Source organism: Enterobacter sp. 3U4 (assembly GCF_057224565.1).
Window position 1 is genome coordinate 1,703,171 of the sequence record NZ_CP136665.1, and the last position, 17,780, is coordinate 1,720,950.

Annotated in this window: 12 protein-coding genes and 1 pseudogene; 8 read left to right on the top strand and 5 right to left on the bottom strand. The window is 57.2% G+C overall.

Going from position 1 to position 17,780, the window contains the following annotated elements; all coding sequences use genetic code 11:
• Positions 1-13: 13 nt before the first annotated feature.
• Both RVY89_RS07965 and RVY89_RS07970 read right to left on the bottom strand, forming a co-directional pair.
• Positions 14-358, bottom strand: a pseudogene (locus RVY89_RS07965) (BapA/Bap/LapF family prefix-like domain-containing protein); the annotation flags it as partial.
• A 121-nt stretch (positions 359-479) separates the two neighbouring features.
• Positions 480-1,817, bottom strand: a complete 1,338-nt coding sequence (locus RVY89_RS07970; RefSeq protein WP_484827447.1) for a TolC family outer membrane protein — start codon at positions 1,815-1,817, stop codon at positions 480-482.
• A 740-nt stretch (positions 1,818-2,557) separates the two neighbouring features.
• Here RVY89_RS07970 and RVY89_RS07975 point away from each other — a divergent pair.
• Both RVY89_RS07975 and RVY89_RS07980 read left to right on the top strand, forming a co-directional pair.
• Positions 2,558-3,301: a DeoR/GlpR family DNA-binding transcription regulator gene (locus RVY89_RS07975; protein ID WP_371898035.1), complete on the top strand. Its 744-nt coding sequence runs from the start codon at positions 2,558-2,560 to the stop codon at positions 3,299-3,301.
• A 13-nt stretch (positions 3,302-3,314) separates the two neighbouring features.
• The gene (locus RVY89_RS07980; RefSeq protein WP_484827448.1) at positions 3,315-4,382 is read left to right on the top strand and encodes an oxidoreductase; all 1,068 of its coding nucleotides are present in this window, start codon (positions 3,315-3,317) and stop codon (positions 4,380-4,382) included.
• Between the two features lie 98 nt (positions 4,383-4,480).
• Here RVY89_RS07980 and cybB read toward each other — a convergent pair whose 3' ends face one another.
• A complete protein-coding gene (gene cybB, locus RVY89_RS07985) occupies positions 4,481-5,011 on the bottom strand; it encodes a cytochrome b561 (protein WP_484827449.1) in 531 nt (176 codons plus the stop codon).
• Positions 5,012-5,200: 189 nt separating this feature from the next.
• Between cybB and gap the strand changes: the two genes are divergently transcribed.
• A complete protein-coding gene (gap, locus tag RVY89_RS07990; RefSeq protein WP_063408900.1) occupies positions 5,201-6,202 on the top strand; it encodes a type I glyceraldehyde-3-phosphate dehydrogenase in 1,002 nt (333 codons plus the stop codon).
• 53 nt (positions 6,203-6,255) lie between these two features.
• On the opposite strand, the gene RVY89_RS07995 is transcribed toward gap, so the two are convergent.
• Positions 6,256-7,050, bottom strand: a complete 795-nt coding sequence (locus RVY89_RS07995) for a YdcF family protein (protein ID WP_484827450.1) — start codon at positions 7,048-7,050, stop codon at positions 6,256-6,258.
• 327 nt (positions 7,051-7,377) lie between these two features.
• Between RVY89_RS07995 and RVY89_RS08000 the strand changes: the two genes are divergently transcribed.
• From RVY89_RS08000 to RVY89_RS08020, 5 genes are all read left to right on the top strand, one after another.
• On the top strand, positions 7,378-8,697 hold the full coding sequence (locus tag RVY89_RS08000) for an MFS transporter (protein ID WP_484827451.1): 1,320 nt from the start codon (positions 7,378-7,380) through the stop codon (positions 8,695-8,697).
• Between the two features lie 158 nt (positions 8,698-8,855).
• A complete protein-coding gene (locus RVY89_RS08005; RefSeq protein ID WP_484827452.1) occupies positions 8,856-10,508 on the top strand; it encodes an MFS transporter in 1,653 nt (550 codons plus the stop codon).
• 22 nt (positions 10,509-10,530) lie between these two features.
• Positions 10,531-11,610: an HlyD family secretion protein gene (locus RVY89_RS08010; RefSeq protein WP_483536203.1), complete on the top strand. Its 1,080-nt coding sequence runs from the start codon at positions 10,531-10,533 to the stop codon at positions 11,608-11,610.
• Positions 11,610-12,989: an efflux transporter outer membrane subunit gene (locus RVY89_RS08015; protein WP_484827453.1), complete on the top strand. Its 1,380-nt coding sequence runs from the start codon at positions 11,610-11,612 to the stop codon at positions 12,987-12,989. The genes RVY89_RS08010 and RVY89_RS08015 overlap by 1 nt, the downstream gene beginning before the upstream one ends.
• A gap of 91 nt (positions 12,990-13,080) precedes the next feature.
• Positions 13,081-13,740 (top strand): O-methyltransferase, encoded by a 660-nt coding sequence (locus tag RVY89_RS08020; protein ID WP_484827454.1) that lies wholly within the window; start codon positions 13,081-13,083, stop codon positions 13,738-13,740.
• A 65-nt stretch (positions 13,741-13,805) separates the two neighbouring features.
• On the opposite strand, the gene hrpA is transcribed toward RVY89_RS08020, so the two are convergent.
• Positions 13,806-17,708, bottom strand: coding sequence for an ATP-dependent RNA helicase HrpA (gene hrpA / locus RVY89_RS08025; RefSeq protein ID WP_484827455.1), 3,903 nt, complete (start codon positions 17,706-17,708; stop codon positions 13,806-13,808).
• Between the last annotated feature and the right edge of the window lie 72 nt (positions 17,709-17,780).

The following is a 17,780-nucleotide window of genomic DNA, read 5'->3' on the forward strand; positions in this document are numbered from 1 at the left end:
TGCTGCTAATTGGTGTGGCCTGGGCGGTTAATTCGGTCACCGCCACGCCCGATGCTTCCCCGGTATCGGCAAAAGAAATATGCGTCAGTTCCTGACGATCGTTGAATACCAGCTCTGACTGATTATGCGTTTCAGGATCTTCAACAAAATAGTTATTGCAGCGAATCACGCTGCCATCTTTCATATAAATGAGGAGGTCTTTACCCTGGCGGACATAACGCACCACATCCTGAGCAGAACCCTGGATTTCAATGACGCTCGGGGATGAAATAGAGACCGACAAATTCCCTTCGCCGGTTAATTTCGTTTTCTCCGCCGTTTTGCGAATGATGACATCAACAACCTTTATGTTACTCATATTTCTCTCCTTGCAGGTGTACGGATTCCTGTGGATATGTCCACCAGACGGATGTAGCTATCCCTGGGAAAAAACACCCATTATTTTCAGTCTTACTTTGCGCAACGCTGCGCGTCTTTTATTAACTCAAATCGGGTAATTTTGCGGCTGCGTTTTTCTCTATCCCAATAAGCGGCATTAAATTATCAACCGCGGAAGCATAATTAATTGCCGAACTCCAGCCGTCATACTCAGCGATTATTTTCGCCGAGGTGGCCTGCCAGACATCCTGCTCAACGCTGAGCAGATCGTTAATGCTCCGCTTGCTCAGGGTGTATTCATTTTTATAGACATCGCGGGCTCGCAGGGCATTTTCCAGCTGCTGCTTCCCCGCCTCCATTCTTCCCCGTGCGCCGGTCCAGTCCGCCTGCGCTACGGAGGCTTTTTGCAGGACATCGAAACGCGCCTGATCGACCTGAGAGGAGGCCATTGCCCGTGCTCCTTCAGCCTGGCGCACGCGTGCTGAGACCGCGCCCCCCTGATAAAGCGGTGCGTCTATATTGAGCTGGATTTGGTCGTCCCAGTACGAACGGTTGTCCGACTCGTAACGGGTACGCCCCCCCTTCAGGCTTAAGGTTGGCCAGTGCTGGGACTTAGCGGTTTCCACGCCATACTGGGCAGAGCGCTCCATGTTTTGCGCAGCCATGACCGCCGGTATCAGCGAATAATCAATGCGGTTGAGCGAATCAGGCTCGACCGCGAGGTTTGCAGGTACAGGCGAAAAGTTATCTGCCTGCATGCCGGTTAATACCGCGAGCCTTGCGCGGGCGCTGTTTAAGGCGGCTTGATACTGCGCGACCGTCGCCTGCATGCCGGCAATACGCGTGCGGGTCTGGAGCTCATCAGAGGTGGAACTCACGCCCGCGTCGGCGCGCAGCTTTGCCAGCTGCTCAACATTTTTAAGCGCCTGAACGTTCTCCTTTGCCGCCTGCAGCAGATCGGAATAGCGTTTGACCTCGACATAGCTCAGCGCGGTTTTTTCCGCCACGTCAGAGAGCGTGCCCATCAGCTGATAGCGGTAGCTGTCGCGCCGGGACGAGGACTGGCTGATGCTGTTATTGGTCTTGCCAAAATCGTACAGCAGCTGCGTCAGGCTCAGCCCCCAGGCGGCTGAATTCTTCAGCGACCCGCTGGAATCGGTGGTCTGGCTGTGCCCTGTGCTCCCGTTCAACGATATTTGCGGCATCCAGCCGCTGCGTGCTTCATCTATTTGTGCCTGGCCAATACCTAATTGCGCAGCCTGCTGACTAATTGACGGATCGCGATCGATAGCAAAAAGAATACTTTCTTTTAAGGTTGTCGTGGCAACCGGGGCAATGCCCACCTGGCTACTATTGGCGTAAGCCGTATTTATGGCTAATGAAATGAATGCCAGTGCTGCTGTAAATTGGCGTAACATAGGCTTTCGCAATATCGTCATTTTTATCTCCCTGACTCTGAGTGACACTGAAGCAATTACCCAAAAAGAGGTATAGATAATTAGACAAATATCTTATTTAGCATCCTTGCCGAATTTTAGGTAAAACTCCCCATACCCATTTCCTCTGGAGATGAGATCTGCCTGCGTCTTATTTAAATTAAGAATTTACTTATTTCTTAAAGTGGTTAGCAGCATAACAAAATGAGTTATAGGCCACTACACCCACAATGTTAATGCGGTGTTACAATTAAGAAAAAAGATGGGGTTTCTGGACAAAACTCTGAAAATGACCTTTCAGATGAAACATATAAACCGACTGTTATTTAAGGAAAATTCTTAATTCGTTACCTGCACATTTTTGCGTTAATTTCCGGTCGGGTCAGACACAAAGATTTTCAAAGAAGTGTCAATTTAAGTAGCCGAACCGCCCATGACAAAACTTAACGCTATTAATAAACTAATTAAAGCGATTTAAAACCATATTAAGACAATTATTGAGAATTAAAGCCCGCATAATGGTTATGCAGTGGTTACATAACCCAAATCATTAAATAAAACATAACAATAACATTATGGTTAACATTCAAAACGGCTTACTTATACCTCCTTAATAAAATTTTAATAATCACGCATCTGAATCATCACGCCTCTCCACGACATCAAAATGACGTTGCCCTTTTCTCTGCGCTAAAATGCTGTATTATGCGAATTATTGCGACATTTTGCAGGAATGCACACCGATGCACAAAACCGCACGACAACGCCACGTTCTGGATATCCTGAGCGAGCAAGGCCAGGCCAGCATCACCGAGCTGGCAGAAAAGCTGCAGGTTTCAGCCGACACCATCCGACGGGATCTGACCGACCTGGAAAATCAGGGGCTGGCGCAGAAGAACCACGGCGGGGCCATCGCGCTGAACCTTTCCGCCATGAATCGCCAGGGCCGCAATACGCTGCTGCCGGAAACCAAACGGCGCCTGGGAAAACAGGTCGCACAGCAGGTTCCTGCGGGTTCTACCCTGTTTCTGGATGCGGGAAGCACGGTGATGGCTGTCGCTTCCTTTCTTCGCGGGCCGCTCACCGTCATTACCACGTCTCTGGATATTGCCCAGCACTTTAGCGATCGGGAAGACGTTGAGCTGATCCTCCTCGGCGGGAAATGGGACCACCAGCAGCGCCTGTTTGCCGGAAGCGCCACGTTGTCCTTGCTGTCCCGCTATCGGGCAGATATCGCCATCCTCGGGGCGTGCGCCATTCATGCTGAACTCGGTTTGAGCGCGGGTAAAGAAGCGGATGCCGAGGTCAAACGCGCGATGCTTGAAGCAAGCCATGCGCGCTGGATTGTTGCCGATCACCTGAAAGTCAACCGCTGCGAACCGTATCTGGTTTCAGGGTTATCTAACATTCAACAACTCTTTTTAGATCGTCCCTGGCCTGAGCTTGGGGACCCCGGCGCATTGCAGGTCACGGTGTGCGCGAATTAACGTGGAGAAGTTCATGAGTACAGTTCGAACAATCAACATTGCGCTGATCGGGTATGGATTTGTGGGTAAAACCTTCCATGCCCCGTTAATCCAGTCTGTGGACGGGCTTAAGCTGGCGGTGGTCTCTTCTCGTGATGAAGAGAAGGTCAAACGCGACCTGCCGGACGTACAGGTGGTGGCGACACCGGAAGAGGCCATTGGGCATCCTGATATCGATCTGGTTGTGATTGCCTCCCCCAACGCCACGCACGCCCCGCTGGCGACGCTGGCCCTGAACGCGGGTAAACACGTGGTCGTGGATAAGCCTTTTACCCTCGACATGCAGGAAGCCCGCGACCTGATTGCGCTGGCGGATGAAAAGCAGCTACTGCTTTCTGTCTTCCACAACCGTCGCTGGGACAGCGATTTCCTCGGCATTAAGCAGATCATTGAGCAAGGCACGCTCGGCAAGGTTAAGCACCTGGAATCGCACATCGACCGCTTCCGCCCGGAAGTGCGCGTGCGCTGGCGCGAGCAGAATGTCCCCGGGAGCGGCCTGTGGTTTGACCTGGGGCCTCATCTTATCGACCAGACGCTGCAGCTCTTTGGCCTGCCGCAGTCGGTTCAGGGGAATATCGCGACGCTGCGCGACGGTGCAGAAATCAACGACTGGGCGCACGTGGTCTTAAACTACCCGGAGCATAAGGTGATCCTGCACGCCAGCATGCTGGTGGCTGGAGGTACGGCACGCTTTGCCGTCCACGGGGACAAGGGCAGCGTGGTGAAGGCCAGAATCGATCAGCAGGAAGCGCAGCTGCTCTCCGGGGTGATTCCCGGGAGTGAAGCCTGGGGCGAAGACAGCGACAGCATGGTTTTCTTTGGCGCTGACGGCGCGCCGCAGACGATCCCTACCCCGAAAGGCGATCAGCGCCAGTATTACATCAACGTGCGTGACGCACTGCTTGGGAAAATGACCAATCCTGTCCACCCCGTTGAGGCACTGGCAGTCATGGCCGTGCTGGAAGCGGCGGTTAAGTCGTCTGAGACGGGGTCAACGCAGGCGCTGGCATTAAGTGCTGAAGAGCGTGCTTTGCTGGGTTAAAAAACAAGCCGGGTGACGCGTAGCGATCCCGGCCTACGATTCTGGAATTGCATCGTAGGCCGGGTAAGGCGTAACCGCCACCCGGCAAGCGTTAATGACTACGAACGCTTTTTCGGCATCATGCGCAGAAGAGTATTATCTTTCCAGAAATAGTGATGCATCAGCGCCGCCGCCGCGTGCAGGCCAATCACAAAATAGCCCAGGTTTGCCAGCGTCTCGTGCCACTCCTTCAGCGTATCAACCAGGTCAAAATTGGACTCCGCCGCATGCGGCATCGCCAGGCCAAAGGCAAACCAGTCGCTGCCCCGGTTATACATCATCACAATGCCAATCAGCGGCAGCGCAATAAACAGCAGATACACCACCAGATGCCCCAGATGAGACATCCCCGTCACCATCGCTTTTGGCTTCGGCTGAATCGGCGGCGCGCGGAACTTCAGGCGAACCAGCAGACGCGTCACCATCAGCACCAGAATACCGATCCCGCATGAGACGTGGATCATATTGATTGCCGGACGCGCGGTACGCGGGAAGAAACCCCTGAACTCCATGGCGCAGTAGGCGACGATGATTAACAGAAACACCAGCCAGTGGATGCCGATTTGCAGGCTTGTATATTTAGTGCGCATGTCATTTCCCGATGAAAAACAGTTATCGCGCCAACATAATCTCCTTTCCTTAAAAATTCATTAACTTTTCTGTATGGTTTTTCAAATACTTCCCCCCGCATGAAGCATCTTCAATTGCCGCCCTGCCAGTGATGGTCTAAGCCTGGATGAGTTCAAACTGTCGCATCGACACGTTTACAGGAGAACACCATGAGTAAAATTGGCATTAACGGATTTGGACGCATTGGACGTCTTGTTCTGCGTCGCCTTCTTGAAACCCAGGACAGTAATACCGTCGTCGCCATCAACGACCTCACCTCACCCAAAGTGCTGGCCTACCTTCTCAGGCATGATTCTAACTACGGTGGCTTCCCGTGGAGCGTGGATTTCACCGAGGATGCGCTGATTGTTGACGGTAAAACCATAGCGGTCTACGCCGAAAAAGAGGCGAAGCACATTCCGTGGAAAACCGCAGGCGTGGATATCGTCGTGGAGTGCACCGGCTTTTATACGTCTGAAGAAAAATCACGGGCGCACTTGGACGCTGGCGCGAAGAAAGTGCTGATCTCTGCGCCTGCGGGTGACATGAAAACGATCGTCTACAGCGTGAATGACGACACCATTGACGCCAGTGACACCATTATTTCCGTGGCATCCTGCACCACCAACTGCCTGGCTCCGCTGGCGAAAGCCCTGAACGATGCGTTTGAAATCAAAGTGGGCACCATGACCACCATTCACGCCTATACCGGTACCCAGGCGCTGGTAGATGGCCCGCGCGGGAAAGACCTACGCGCCTCGCGGGCGGCGGCAGAGAATATTATTCCGCATACCACCGGCGCCGCCAAAGCCATCGGTCTGGTGATCCCTGCGCTCAGCGGCAAACTGAAGGGCCACGCGCAGCGCGTGCCGGTAAAAACGGGTTCGGTAACCGAGCTGGTGGCGATTCTGGGCAAGAAAGTAACCGTTGAGGAGATCAACGCCGCGCTGAAAAAGGCGACGCAGGGCAATAAATCGTTCGGGTATACCGACGAAGAGATTGTGTCGTCCGATGTGATTGGCTCGCACTATGGTTCGGTGTTTGACGCCACGCAGACGGAGGTATCAGAAGCGGGAGAACTACAGCTGGTGAAAGCCGTTGCCTGGTATGACAACGAGTATGGGTTTGTGACCCAGCTGGTGCGGACGCTGGATAAGTTTGCGGCGCTGTGATTTTCCCCTCACACCAACCCTCTCCCCAATGGGGCGAGGGAATTGTTCCGTGCTCAGATGATTTTTCGCGTCACCTTCAGGACCGGGTCCTGCTGCAGCTGTTTCCATGCGGCCATGACGGCCTCGGGGAATTGAACGTGAGCAATATAATCCCGCCCGGCCGGGCCATAGCCGCTGGCGTCATCATACAGGCGCGGCAGTTCCCCCATAACCAGTGAAAGATAACGGTCAACGGGCCACAGTCCGGTGTCGCCCTCACTGAATTCCACGCCCTCTGTACCGTTTTGCAGCGTCGGCGTAAACCCTGGATGGCTGACCCACTGCGGTGAAACGGGCTCATCCCGACAAACCCGGGCAAACGTCGCCATCGTGCGGCGCTGCATCGTCGGATCCTGCACCACCAGCACCCGCCCCGTCGTTCGATGGTGCTGTTTCAGCATGTCCCAGCTAAAGCGCGCGTTTTCACCGCAGTTGGTGGATTGATCCTCAACCCACAGATGCGCCTCGGGGATCTGCCAGAACGCCCGCGCAATGTCGGCAAGAATGCTCGCTTCGGCCCGCCCTGCAGCCGGTACGGTGTGATAACGCGGATGACTGCAGATGGCGTCATATAAAAAGATGGTTGAATGCCCGATGCCGCCGCTAATCAGAAGCGGCACGTCTTTCTGAGAGGCAATCCGGCAGGCCGCGTCAATGGTTGGGATCACCGCGTTTCCTGCCAGAATCACCGCATCGACTTCCGGGATCGGACGGGTCGCGCTCAGGTCGTCCTGCGCCAGCCATTCACCGACAGTATTAATAGCCGCCAGCGTGGCATCCGCCAGAACGGGAAAATGGGGCTGAACCATGGTGAACTCCTCACGTTGTTGAAGCGCCGAATTTATCATTTTTCTGAAATAACCAGAAACATCCAAAAATCATCGGGTTGCACCTGCCTATTATGCTTTTGATTTCCTGCCTTACAAAACATTGTATTGTGCAGGGGTCATGAAAAAGCACCCGGCGCTGCTTATTTCACCGTGATCTGACCAGTTTTATCCCCCCTGCGCTTGCCAAACACAACATCCAACCCTAAGTTGCTTAACAATTTCACAACCTTTTTCATCATCGCAGGTTGCACCTGAAGCGCGCCAGGTGACACCTCTCACATCATCAAACTGGCGGGGTTTCAGGTCATGACAGAACATGAAAGTACGACGACGGTATTACGAAAAAATAAAAAGGTGTTAATCGCCAGCCTTACCGGGAGCGCCATTGAATGGTTTGACTATTTTCTCTACGGTACGGCGGCCGCGCTGGTCTTCAATAAGATCTTTTTCCCGATGGTCGATCCGGTGATCGGGCTCATTCTCTCGTATCTCTCTTTCTCATTAACCTTTTTTATTCGCCCCATTGGCGGGGTACTTTTCGCCCACATTGGCGACCGCATCGGACGTAAAAAAACCCTCGTGCTGACCCTCTCTTTGATGGGAGGTGCAACCGTTATGATTGGCCTGCTGCCCACGTATGAGACGATCGGCCTGTGGGCTCCCGCTCTGCTGATCCTGATGCGCATCATTCAGGGGATGGGCATCGGCGGTGAATGGGGCGGCGCGCTGCTGCTGGCCTACGAATACGCGCCCGAAAAACGTAAAGGCTTTTTCGGCAGCATTCCGCAGGCGGGCGTGACCATCGGCATGCTGATGGCGACCTTTATCGTCTCGCTGATGACGCTGTTCAGCGAGGAGGATTTCCTCTCATGGGGCTGGCGCATCCCGTTCCTGCTGAGTTCGGTTCTGGTGTTGCTCGGCCTGTGGATCCGTAAGGACATCGACGAGACGCCTGATTTCAAGAAGGTAAAACAATCGGGCCAGGTGGCGAAAGCGCCTCTGCGCGATACCCTGAAATATCACTGGCGCGAAGTGTTGATTGCCGCCGGTCTGAAGGTTGTCGAAACCGCGCCGTTCTACATCTTCTCTACCTTCGTGGTGAGCTATGCCACCACTACGCTGACGTATCAAAAATCTCAGGCGCTGGAAGCCGTGACGCTGGGAGCCCTGGTGGCCACGGTTATGATCCCGTTAATGGGGTTACTTTCGGATAAAATTGGCCGTCAACGCATGTATGCCGTGAGCGTCTTCATCCTGGGTTTGTTTATCGTACCGTGGTTTATGCTGCTCAACACCGGTACCACCTGGGGCATTGTGCTCGCGACGGTGATCGCCTTTGGCGTGTTGTGGGCACCGGTAACGGCGGTACTCGGCACGCTGTGCTCTGAAATTTTTAGTGCAAACGTGCGCTACACCGGCATTACGCTCGGCTATCAGCTGGGTGCCGCGCTGGCAGGCGGTACCGCGCCGCTGATTGCCACCGGACTGCTGGCAAAATATGACGGCGACTGGGTTCCGGTGGCCTGGTATCTTGCCGTCACGGTAGCCATCTCCTTAATCGCGATTTTCTGCGCCAGCCGCGTTAAGCGAGCCTCCCCTCTGCAGGCGCAACCGGAACATCTCTGATTGCTGTCGGCCCGACTTTCGGGCCGCTCTTTTTCCTTAAATTTCCCTTCACCATTTGATTAACATGCGTAAATCATATTCACTTGAATTATCATTTGCGGCAGACGTAGAATCGCTAGCCCGCTAATTATTCAATCATTTCTAAGGTAAACGACGTTATGCGCCTGCCCGAACGCGACCCTTATGCTCCTCGCGAGTGGCAGCCACATGAGAAACCCGCCCTGCTGGGTTCACCCTCCACGCCCGAACACAGTACGCCAAAACGCATTGCCTACGGCGTCGTGGGCCTGCTGGTCTGCCTGACGGGTGCGCTGGGGAATGCGGTGGTGACCGCCAACCTGCAAAATTTGCAGGGGACTTTCGGGGCCTGGTCCACCGAAATCGCCTGGCTGCCCGCGGTCTATGTGATGACCAACATCTCCATCAACCTGCTGCTGGTCAAGTTCCGCCAGCAGTACGGTCTGCGCGCCTTCACTGAAGGTTTCCTGGTGCTGTACGTGCTGGTCACCTTCTTCCATCTGTTCGTAAACGACCTCAGCTCGGCGCTGATGGTTCGCGCCGCGCACGGCATGGTGGCCGCCGCGCTCAGCTCGCTGGGGATTTACTATCAAATCCAGGCCTGGCCTGCGAAGCACCGCCTGAAGGCGCTCACCATCGGCATCACCGGATCGTCACTCGCCATCCCGCTGGCCCGCCTGTTTTCGACAGAGCTGCTGCAGCTGGACGAGTGGCGCGGGCTCTATTTCTTCGAGCTGGGGCTGGCTCTCATCTCCCTGGCCTGCGTGATAGCCTTAAAACTGCCGCCGGGCGACAGGCGCAAGGTCTTCGAGAAGAAAGACTTTATCACCTTCTTTTTAATGGCCCCCGGGATGGCCCTGCTCTGCGCCGTGCTCTCGCTGGGCCGCCTTGACTGGTGGTTCGAAGCGCCGTGGATCGGCTGGTCGCTGGCGCTATCGCTGGTGCTGATTGTGGCTGCCATCGTCTTTGAACATAACCGCGCCAACCCGCTCCTGAACACCCGCTGGCTGTCGAGCGGCAGTATCGTCCGTCTGGGACTCATCATGCTGCTAATCCGTATCGTGCTGGCAGAGCAAAACACCGGCGTCATCGGCTGGCTGCAGTACGTGGGGTTACAGAATGAGCAGATGACCCACCTGGCGTGGTCCATTTTCGCAGGTATCGTATGCGGGATTGTCACCAGCTGTCTCACGATTAAGCCGACCAAACTGGCGTGGCCGATTATTACCTCCCTGGCGCTGATGATTGTTGCCTCGCTGCTGGACAGCCAGTCCAACAACCTGACCCGACCGGATCAGCTGATGCTCAGCCAGTTCCTGCTCGGCTTCGGCAGCGCCTTCTTCCTGGCGCCCGCCATGCTGGCCGCCATTGGCGGGGTGATCGCCGACCCGCGCAACCTGGTCAGCTTCTCGGTAATGTTTGGCATGAGTCAGAATCTCGGCGGCCTGCTGGGCTCCGCGATCCTCGGCACCTTCCAGACCTGGCGCGAGAAGTACCACTCCAGCCTGCTGGCGGACCAGCTCACCACGCTAAACCCGCTGGTCAACGAGCGAATCCAGCTTTATACCCAGATGTATAAAAGCCTGATTGGCGACAGCGCGCTGCTGAGCACCCAGGCGATAACGCAGCTGCAAACGGTGACCGCGCTGGAGGCGAATATTCTGGCCTACAACGATACTTATCTGCTGACGGCGAGCATCGCTGCCGCCACGCTGGTCTGGATTTTATGGCGCTTGCTGCGCCTGCGCATCACTGCCCGTATGGCGCTTAAGAACGCCACCGGCAACAAATAATTGAAATATTTCTGGAGAGTTTATGAGTCAGCAGGATGCCGCTAAAGAGCAGGCCAACACCCGCAAAAATGTGCGCATTGTTTCCGTTTTCACCGCCGCCGCCATCGGTATCGTCGGCGTGCTGGTGATCCTTTATGCGTGGCAGCTGCCGCCGTTCACCCGCCACGCGCAGTTTACCGACAACGCCTACGTGCGCGGCCAGACGACGTTTATCAGCCCGCAGGTGAACGGCTATATCACCGAGGTGAAGGTTCAGGACTTTGTGCAGGTCAAAAAAGGCGACCTGCTGATGCAGATTGATGACCGTATCTATCGTCAGCGCGTGCATCAGGCCGAGGCGCAGCTGGCGATGAAAATTGCCGCCCTGAACAACAACCTGCAGCAGCGTAAAAGCGCCGAAGCGACGATCGCCAAAAACGACGCTGCGCTGAAAAATGCCCGCGCCCAGAGCCTGAAAAGCCAGGCGGATTTAAAGCGGGTGAAAGAGCTGACGTCGGACGGCTCGCTTTCCATTCGCGAGCGCGACGCGGCGCTGGCCAGTGCCGCCCAGGGCAGCGCCGACATCGATCAGGCGAAAGCCGCCCTTGAGATGTCGCGTCAGGATCTGCAGACGGTGATTGTCAATCGCGGTGCGCTGGAGGCGGATGTCGAAAACGCCAAAGCGGCGCTGGAGCTGGCGCAGATTGATCTGCAGAACACCCGCATTGTGGCACCGCGCGACGGCCAGCTCGGCCAGATCGCCGTGCGCCTCGGGGCATACGTAACCGCCGGAACCCATCTCACCACCCTTGTGCCGCCTCAGCACTGGGTCATCGCCAATATTAAAGAGACCCAGCTCGCGGAGCTGCGCGTCGGTCAGCCGGTGAAATTCACGGTTGATGCCCTGAACAATAAAGCGTATCAGGGCCGCGTGGAGAGCATCTCCCCGGCAACCGGCGTGGAGTTCAGCGCCATCACGCCGGACAACGCCACCGGCAACTTTGTCAAAATTGCCCAGCGTATTCCGGTGCGCATTGAGGTGCTCGGTAAGCCAGAAGATTCCGCGCTGCTGCGTCCGGGTATGTCGGTACAGGTGACCATTGATACGCGGGAGGCGAAGTAATGATCCTTCGCCCGATAGCCGCGCTGGTGGCGGCGGTCATGCTGGCAGGATGCCAGTCCGTTGACGTCAAACCGGCGCAGACGACGCTGCATATCCCCACCCAGTGGCGAGCTGACGCCGGGCCTGCCAGCCCGACGGAGCAGCTCTGGTGGCGAAATTTCCATGACAACCATCTCAACCGCTATGTGGACCAGGCGCTAGAGCATAACAGCGACGTGCTGATCGCCCGCGAACGGATAAACGAGTATCAGGCGCGGGTCTATGCGGCCGACGGTAGCCTGTTTCCCTCGCTTGATGCGGGGGTAACGGGCACGCGCGCCCGTTCACAATCCGCCGCGACCGGGCTGCCGGTTTACGGCACGCTGTACAGAGGGAGCCTGACGGCGAGCTATGACGTTGATATCTGGGGCGTCAACCGCAGCACGGCAAGAGCGGCCGAAGCCTCGCTGGCGGCGCAAAAAGCCGCCGCCGCGGCTGCGGATTTGACCGTTGCCTCGTCCGTTGCATCCGGCTACGTCACCCTGCTCTCGCTTGACGAACAGCTGCGCGTGACCGAATCCACGCTGAAATCGCGCGAGGAGGCATTTAACCTCGCGAAACGTCAGTTTGAGACGGGCTACAGCTCGCGCCTGGAGCTGATGCAGTCGGATTCCGAGCTTCGCTCAACGCGGGCGCAGGTGCCCGTGCTGCAGCACCAGATTGCACAGCAGGAGAATGCCCTGAGCCTGCTGCTGGGAAGCAACCCCGGCGACGTGGCGCGCAGCGCAAGCTTCGCGGCACTGACGCCGCTGACGCTGCCGTCGCAGCTGCCTTCTACGCTCCTGAACCGCCGCCCGGATATCGTTCAGGCTGAACGCCAGCTGGTGGCGGCTGACGCCTCGCTTGCCGCGTCACGCGCCAGCCTGCTGCCGTCGATCAACCTGACCGCCACCGGATCGGTTCAGGATCGCACCCTTTCCGGCCTGCTGGACAACCCGCTTCAGCTCTGGAGCGTCGGAGGCAGTATCCTTGCCCCGCTCCTGAACCGTCAGGCGCTGAATGCGCAGGTGGACATTTCCCAGTCCCAGCGAAACCAGGCGCTGTACGCCTATGAAAAGACCGTGCGTAACGCGTTTGCCGAGGTGAATAACAGCCTTGATGCGATTACGCGCTATCAGGAACAGCTGACGGAGCTGCTTGCCCAGCAGGACGTTGCCCAGGAGACGCTGCGCATTGCGCAGAACCGCAATCGAAACGGCTACTCCTCCTATCTGGACGTGCTGGACGCGCAGCGCACGCTGTACTCGGTTCAGACCAGCGTGGTGCAGGTGAAAAATAACCTGCTGCTGGCGCAGATTGATTTGTACAGAGCGCTGGGCGGCGGCTGGGTCAGTGCCTGAAGACCCGCCCGGTAGCGCCGGGCCTACATTTCACCCCGTAGGCCGGGTAAGGCGTAGCCGCCACCCGGCAATCCCCACAAGGAGTCAATCTATGCAACAACAGTGGTCTGCAGTAGATAATTACATGATTTCTTCGCTTATTCCTGAAGATGACGTACTGAGTCAGGTACTGGAAAACAACAAGCGCGCCGGGCTGCCCGAACACGATGTCGCGGCCAATCAGGGGCAGCTGCTGGCGCTGTTCGTGCGCATGACGCAGGCAAGACGCATTCTGGAGATCGGCACGCTGGGTGCCTACAGCTCAATCTGGATGGCGCGCGCCCTGCCGCCGGACGGGAAGCTGATCACGCTTGAAGCCGATCCGACGCATGCCGGGGTTGCCCGCCAGAATATTCACCTCGCGGGGCTAGACGAACGTATTGAATTAATTGAAGGCCCGGCCCTGAGCTCGCTGGAAAATTTCGGTGAGGTTCCGCCGTTCGACCTGATCTTTATTGATGCCGATAAGCCAAACAATCCCGGCTATCTGGAATGGGCGCTGCACTACTCCCGCCCCGGTACGGTGATTATCGGCGATAACGTTGTACGCGATGGCGAAGTGATCAACGGGGAAAGCGACGACGCGCGCGTGCTGGGCGTGCGGCGTTTTATTGAAATGATGGGGGATAACCCGCGCTTAACCGCCACCGCGCTGCAAACGGTGGGGATTAAGGGATGGGATGGGTTTACGCTGGCGATTGTGAACAGGTGAATAAATGTGCGGGCTGATGCCTTCACCCCGACCCTCTCCCACAGGGAGAGGGAGAAAGCCGGGTTTTAAGCGGAAATCTGCTCCATCGCCTGCAGAATACGCTTATCCGAAATCGGATACGGCGTACCGAGCTGCTGGGCAAAGAAGCTGACGCGCAGCTCCTCGATCATCCAGCGGATCGCCTGCACGTCTTCATCGTCGCGGCGCGCCGGCGGCAGCTTGTTTAGCCACTGCTGCCACGCCTGCTGCACGCTCTCCACTTTCAGCATCTGCGCACGGTCGCGGTGCGGGTCGATAGCCATTTTCTCCAGGCGTTTTTCAATCGCCTGCAGATAGCGCAGCGTATCGCCAAGACGGTTAAAGCCGTTGCCGGTAACAAAGCCGCGGTAAACCAGTCCCGCCATCTGCGCCTTCACGTCAGACAGCCCCAGCGCCATGGTCATATCCACGCGCCCCTTCAGGCGCTTGTTGATGTTGAACACGGCGGTGAGGATCTGCTCGACTTGTTTGGCAATCTCCACCACGGTGTCGTTCAGTTCCGCGCGCACCTTTTCGTGAAGCTGGGCAAAGCCTTCTTCCGTCCAGACCGGACCGCCAGCCTCGTGGATGAGTTTGTCCACGCCGCAGGAGATGCAGTCGTCAATCAGATCCAGCACCTTGCCGTACGGGTTAAAGTAGAGCCCCAGCTTGGCCTTGTTAGGCAGCCTCTCGTGCAAATACTTGATCGGCGACGGGATGTTCAGCAGCAGCAGGCGACGCAGCCCGCGCCACATCATCTGCTGCTGTTCCTGCGGGTTATCAAACAGCTTGATCGCCACGCTGTCGCGCTCGTCCACCAGCGCAGGCCAGGCTTTGACCTTATAGTTACCGCGCTTCTGCTCGTAGCTTTCCGGAAGCTGACCAAAGCTCCAGATATGCAGCCCGCTCTGCTCGATGCCGTCGTCGGCCACCGCAGACAGCGTCTCCTGGACTTTGCCTTTCAGCGCCTCTTTCAGCTCGCTCAGGGAACGCCCTTCCAGCAGCTTTTTGTTTTTATCGTCCACCACGCGGAAGCTGATTTTCAGGTGATCGGGCACCTGATCCCAGTTCCAGTCATCGCGGTCGATGGTGGTGCCGGTCATGCGGCGGAACTCACGCTCCAGCGCGTCCAGCAGCGGCAGCTCCAGCGGCGTGACGCGGCCTAAAAACGCTTCCGCGTAATTTGGCGCAGGCACGAAGTTGCGGCGCACCGGTTTCGGCAGGGATTTGATCAGCGCAATCACCAGCTCGCGGCGCAGGCCGGGGATTTGCCACTCGAACCCGCTCTCGTCAACCTGGTTTAACAGCGGCAGCGGAATGTGGACGGTCACGCCGTCCGCGTCTGCCCCCGGCTCAAACTGATAGGTCAGACGCAGCTTGAGGTTGCCCTGATGCCAGAAGTTCGGGTAGTCGAGCTTGCTGACCGACTCCGCGCCCTCTTTAATCAGCATGCTCTTTTCAAAGTTGAGCAGATCCGGCGTCTCTTTGCTGGCCTTCTTCCACCAGCTGTCAAAATGGCGAGCGGAGATGACGTCGTGGCTGATGCGCTGGTCGTAAAACTCGAACAGCGCTTCATCGTCCACCAGAATGTCGCGGCGGCGCGATTTATGCTCCAGCTCCTCAACTTCTGCGCGCAGCTTCAGGTTTTCACGGAAGAAGGCGTGGCGCGTCTGCCAGTCGCCCTCCACCAGCGCGTGGCGGATAAACAGCTCGCGGCACAGGGCCGGATCGATCTGACTGTAGTTGACCTTACGCGCGGCGACGACCGGCAGGCCGTAAACGGTCACTTTTTCGGTCGCCATCACCGCGCCCTGCGCGCGCTCCCAGTGCGGTTCACTGTACGAGCGCTTAAGCAGATGCTGCGCCACCGGCTCCACCCATTCCGGATCGATACGCGCGGCAATGCGTCCCCACAGGCGGCTGGTTTCCACCAGCTCGGCAACCATGGTCCACTTTGGCGGCTTCTTGAACAGGCCGGAACCGGGGAAGATAGAGAAACGCGCATTACGTGCGCCGGTATATTCCTGCTTCTCCGCGTCCTTCATGCCGATGTGGGACAGCAGGCCGGTCAGCAGCGCGATATGGATTTCGCGGTACTCCGCCGGTTCGCTGTTGACCGGAATGCCCAGCTCTTTCACCACCTGGCGAAGCTGGGTGTAGATATCCTGCCACTCGCGCACGCGCAGGTAGTTGAGGAAATCCACGCGGCACTGGCGGCGGAACTGATTCGAGGAGAGCGCCTTCTGCTGCTCGCCGAGGTAGTTCCACAGGTTCACAAAGGCGAGGAAATCGGACTCTTTGTCGTGGAAGCGGCGGTGCTTTTCGTCTGACGCCTGCTGTTTGTCCATCGGACGCTCGCGCGGATCCTGAATGGAGAGCGCCGAGGTAATGATCATCGCCTCGCGCACGCAGCCGTGCTTTTGCGCTTCCAGCACCATGCGTGCCAGACGCGGGTCGACCGGCAGCTGGCTGAGCTGGCGGCCCAGCGGCGTCAGCTTGTAGACCGTCGCCTGCTCGTCGGTGGTGATCGCCCCGAGCTCTTCCAGCAGACGCACGCCGTCCTGGATGTTGCGTTTATCCGGCGCTTCGACGAACGGAAACGCCGCGATGTCGCCCAGCCCCAGGGCGGTCATCTGCAGGATAACGGACGCCAGGTTGGTACGCAGAATTTCCGGGTCGGTAAATTCCGGGCGCGACAGGAAATCATCTTCGGAATAGAGGCGAATACAGATCCCTTCCGACACTCGGCCGCAGCGGCCCTTACGCTGGTTAGCGGACGCCTGGGAGACCGGCTCAATCGGCAGACGCTGAACCTTGGTGCGGTAGCTGTAGCGGCTGATGCGCGCCGTGCCCGGGTCGATAACGTATTTAATGCCCGGCACGGTCAGCGAGGTTTCCGCCACGTTGGTCGCCAGAACGATGCGGCGTCCGCCGTGCGGCTGGAATACGCGGTTCTGCTCGCTGTTCGACAGGCGCGCGTAAAGCGGGAGGATCTCCGTGTGGCGCAGGTCGCGCTTGCTGAGCGCATCGGCGGTATCGCGGATTTCGCGCTCGCCGCTCATAAAGATCAGAATGTCGCCCGCGCTTTCGTTGCCCAGCTCGTCAACGGCATCAAAAATGGCCTGCAGCTGGTCGCGCTCGGTATCATCCGCTTCCTCAACAATCGGGCGATAGCGCACTTCCACGGGATACGTGCGGCCTGACACCTCGATAATCGGCGCATTGTTGAAGTGCTTTGAGAAGCGCTCCGGGTCGATGGTCGCGGAGGTGATGATAACTTTCAGATCCGGGCGACGCGGCAGCAGCTCTTTCAGGTAGCCGAGCAGGAAGTCGATGTTCAGGCTGCGCTCGTGCGCTTCGTCAATGATGATGGTGTCGTACTGCATCAGCAGGCGATCCTGCTGGATTTCCGCCAGCAGAATACCGTCGGTCATCAGCTTGACCATGGTGTTATCGCTAACGTGGTCGCTGAATCGCACCTTGTAACCGATGCAGCCGCCCGGCTCCGTCTGCAGCTCTTCGGCAATACGGTTCGCCACGGTGCGCGCCGCCAGACGGCGCGGCTGGGTGTGGCCAATCAGCCCTTTCAGGCCGCGCCCAAGCTCCATGCAGATTTTCGGCAGCTGGGTGGTTTTCCCCGAGCCGGTTTCCCCCGCGACAATCACCACCTGGTGGTCGCGGACGGCCTCAAGGATGTCCTGTTTTTTCTGGCTAACGGGGAGGTTTTCCGGGTAGGTAATCGCCGGACGTGCGGCTTCGCGCAGCACAACTTTCCCTGCCGCCTGTTCAATCTCTTTCGCCATCTCCTGGTAAATGGCCTGTTGTGCATCAGGATTTTTAACCTTCTTGACGCCGTGCAGACGGCGGGCGAAGCGCTGTTTGTCGCGCAGCGTCAGGGAATCAAGCTGTTGCAGGAGCATCGGGAAGGTTAATTTTTGTTGTTCTGTCATAGCGTTAAAGGGCAGTACACGCCCTGATAAACTCTCTTTTTAATGATTGCTATAGAGTACCACATTGACGTC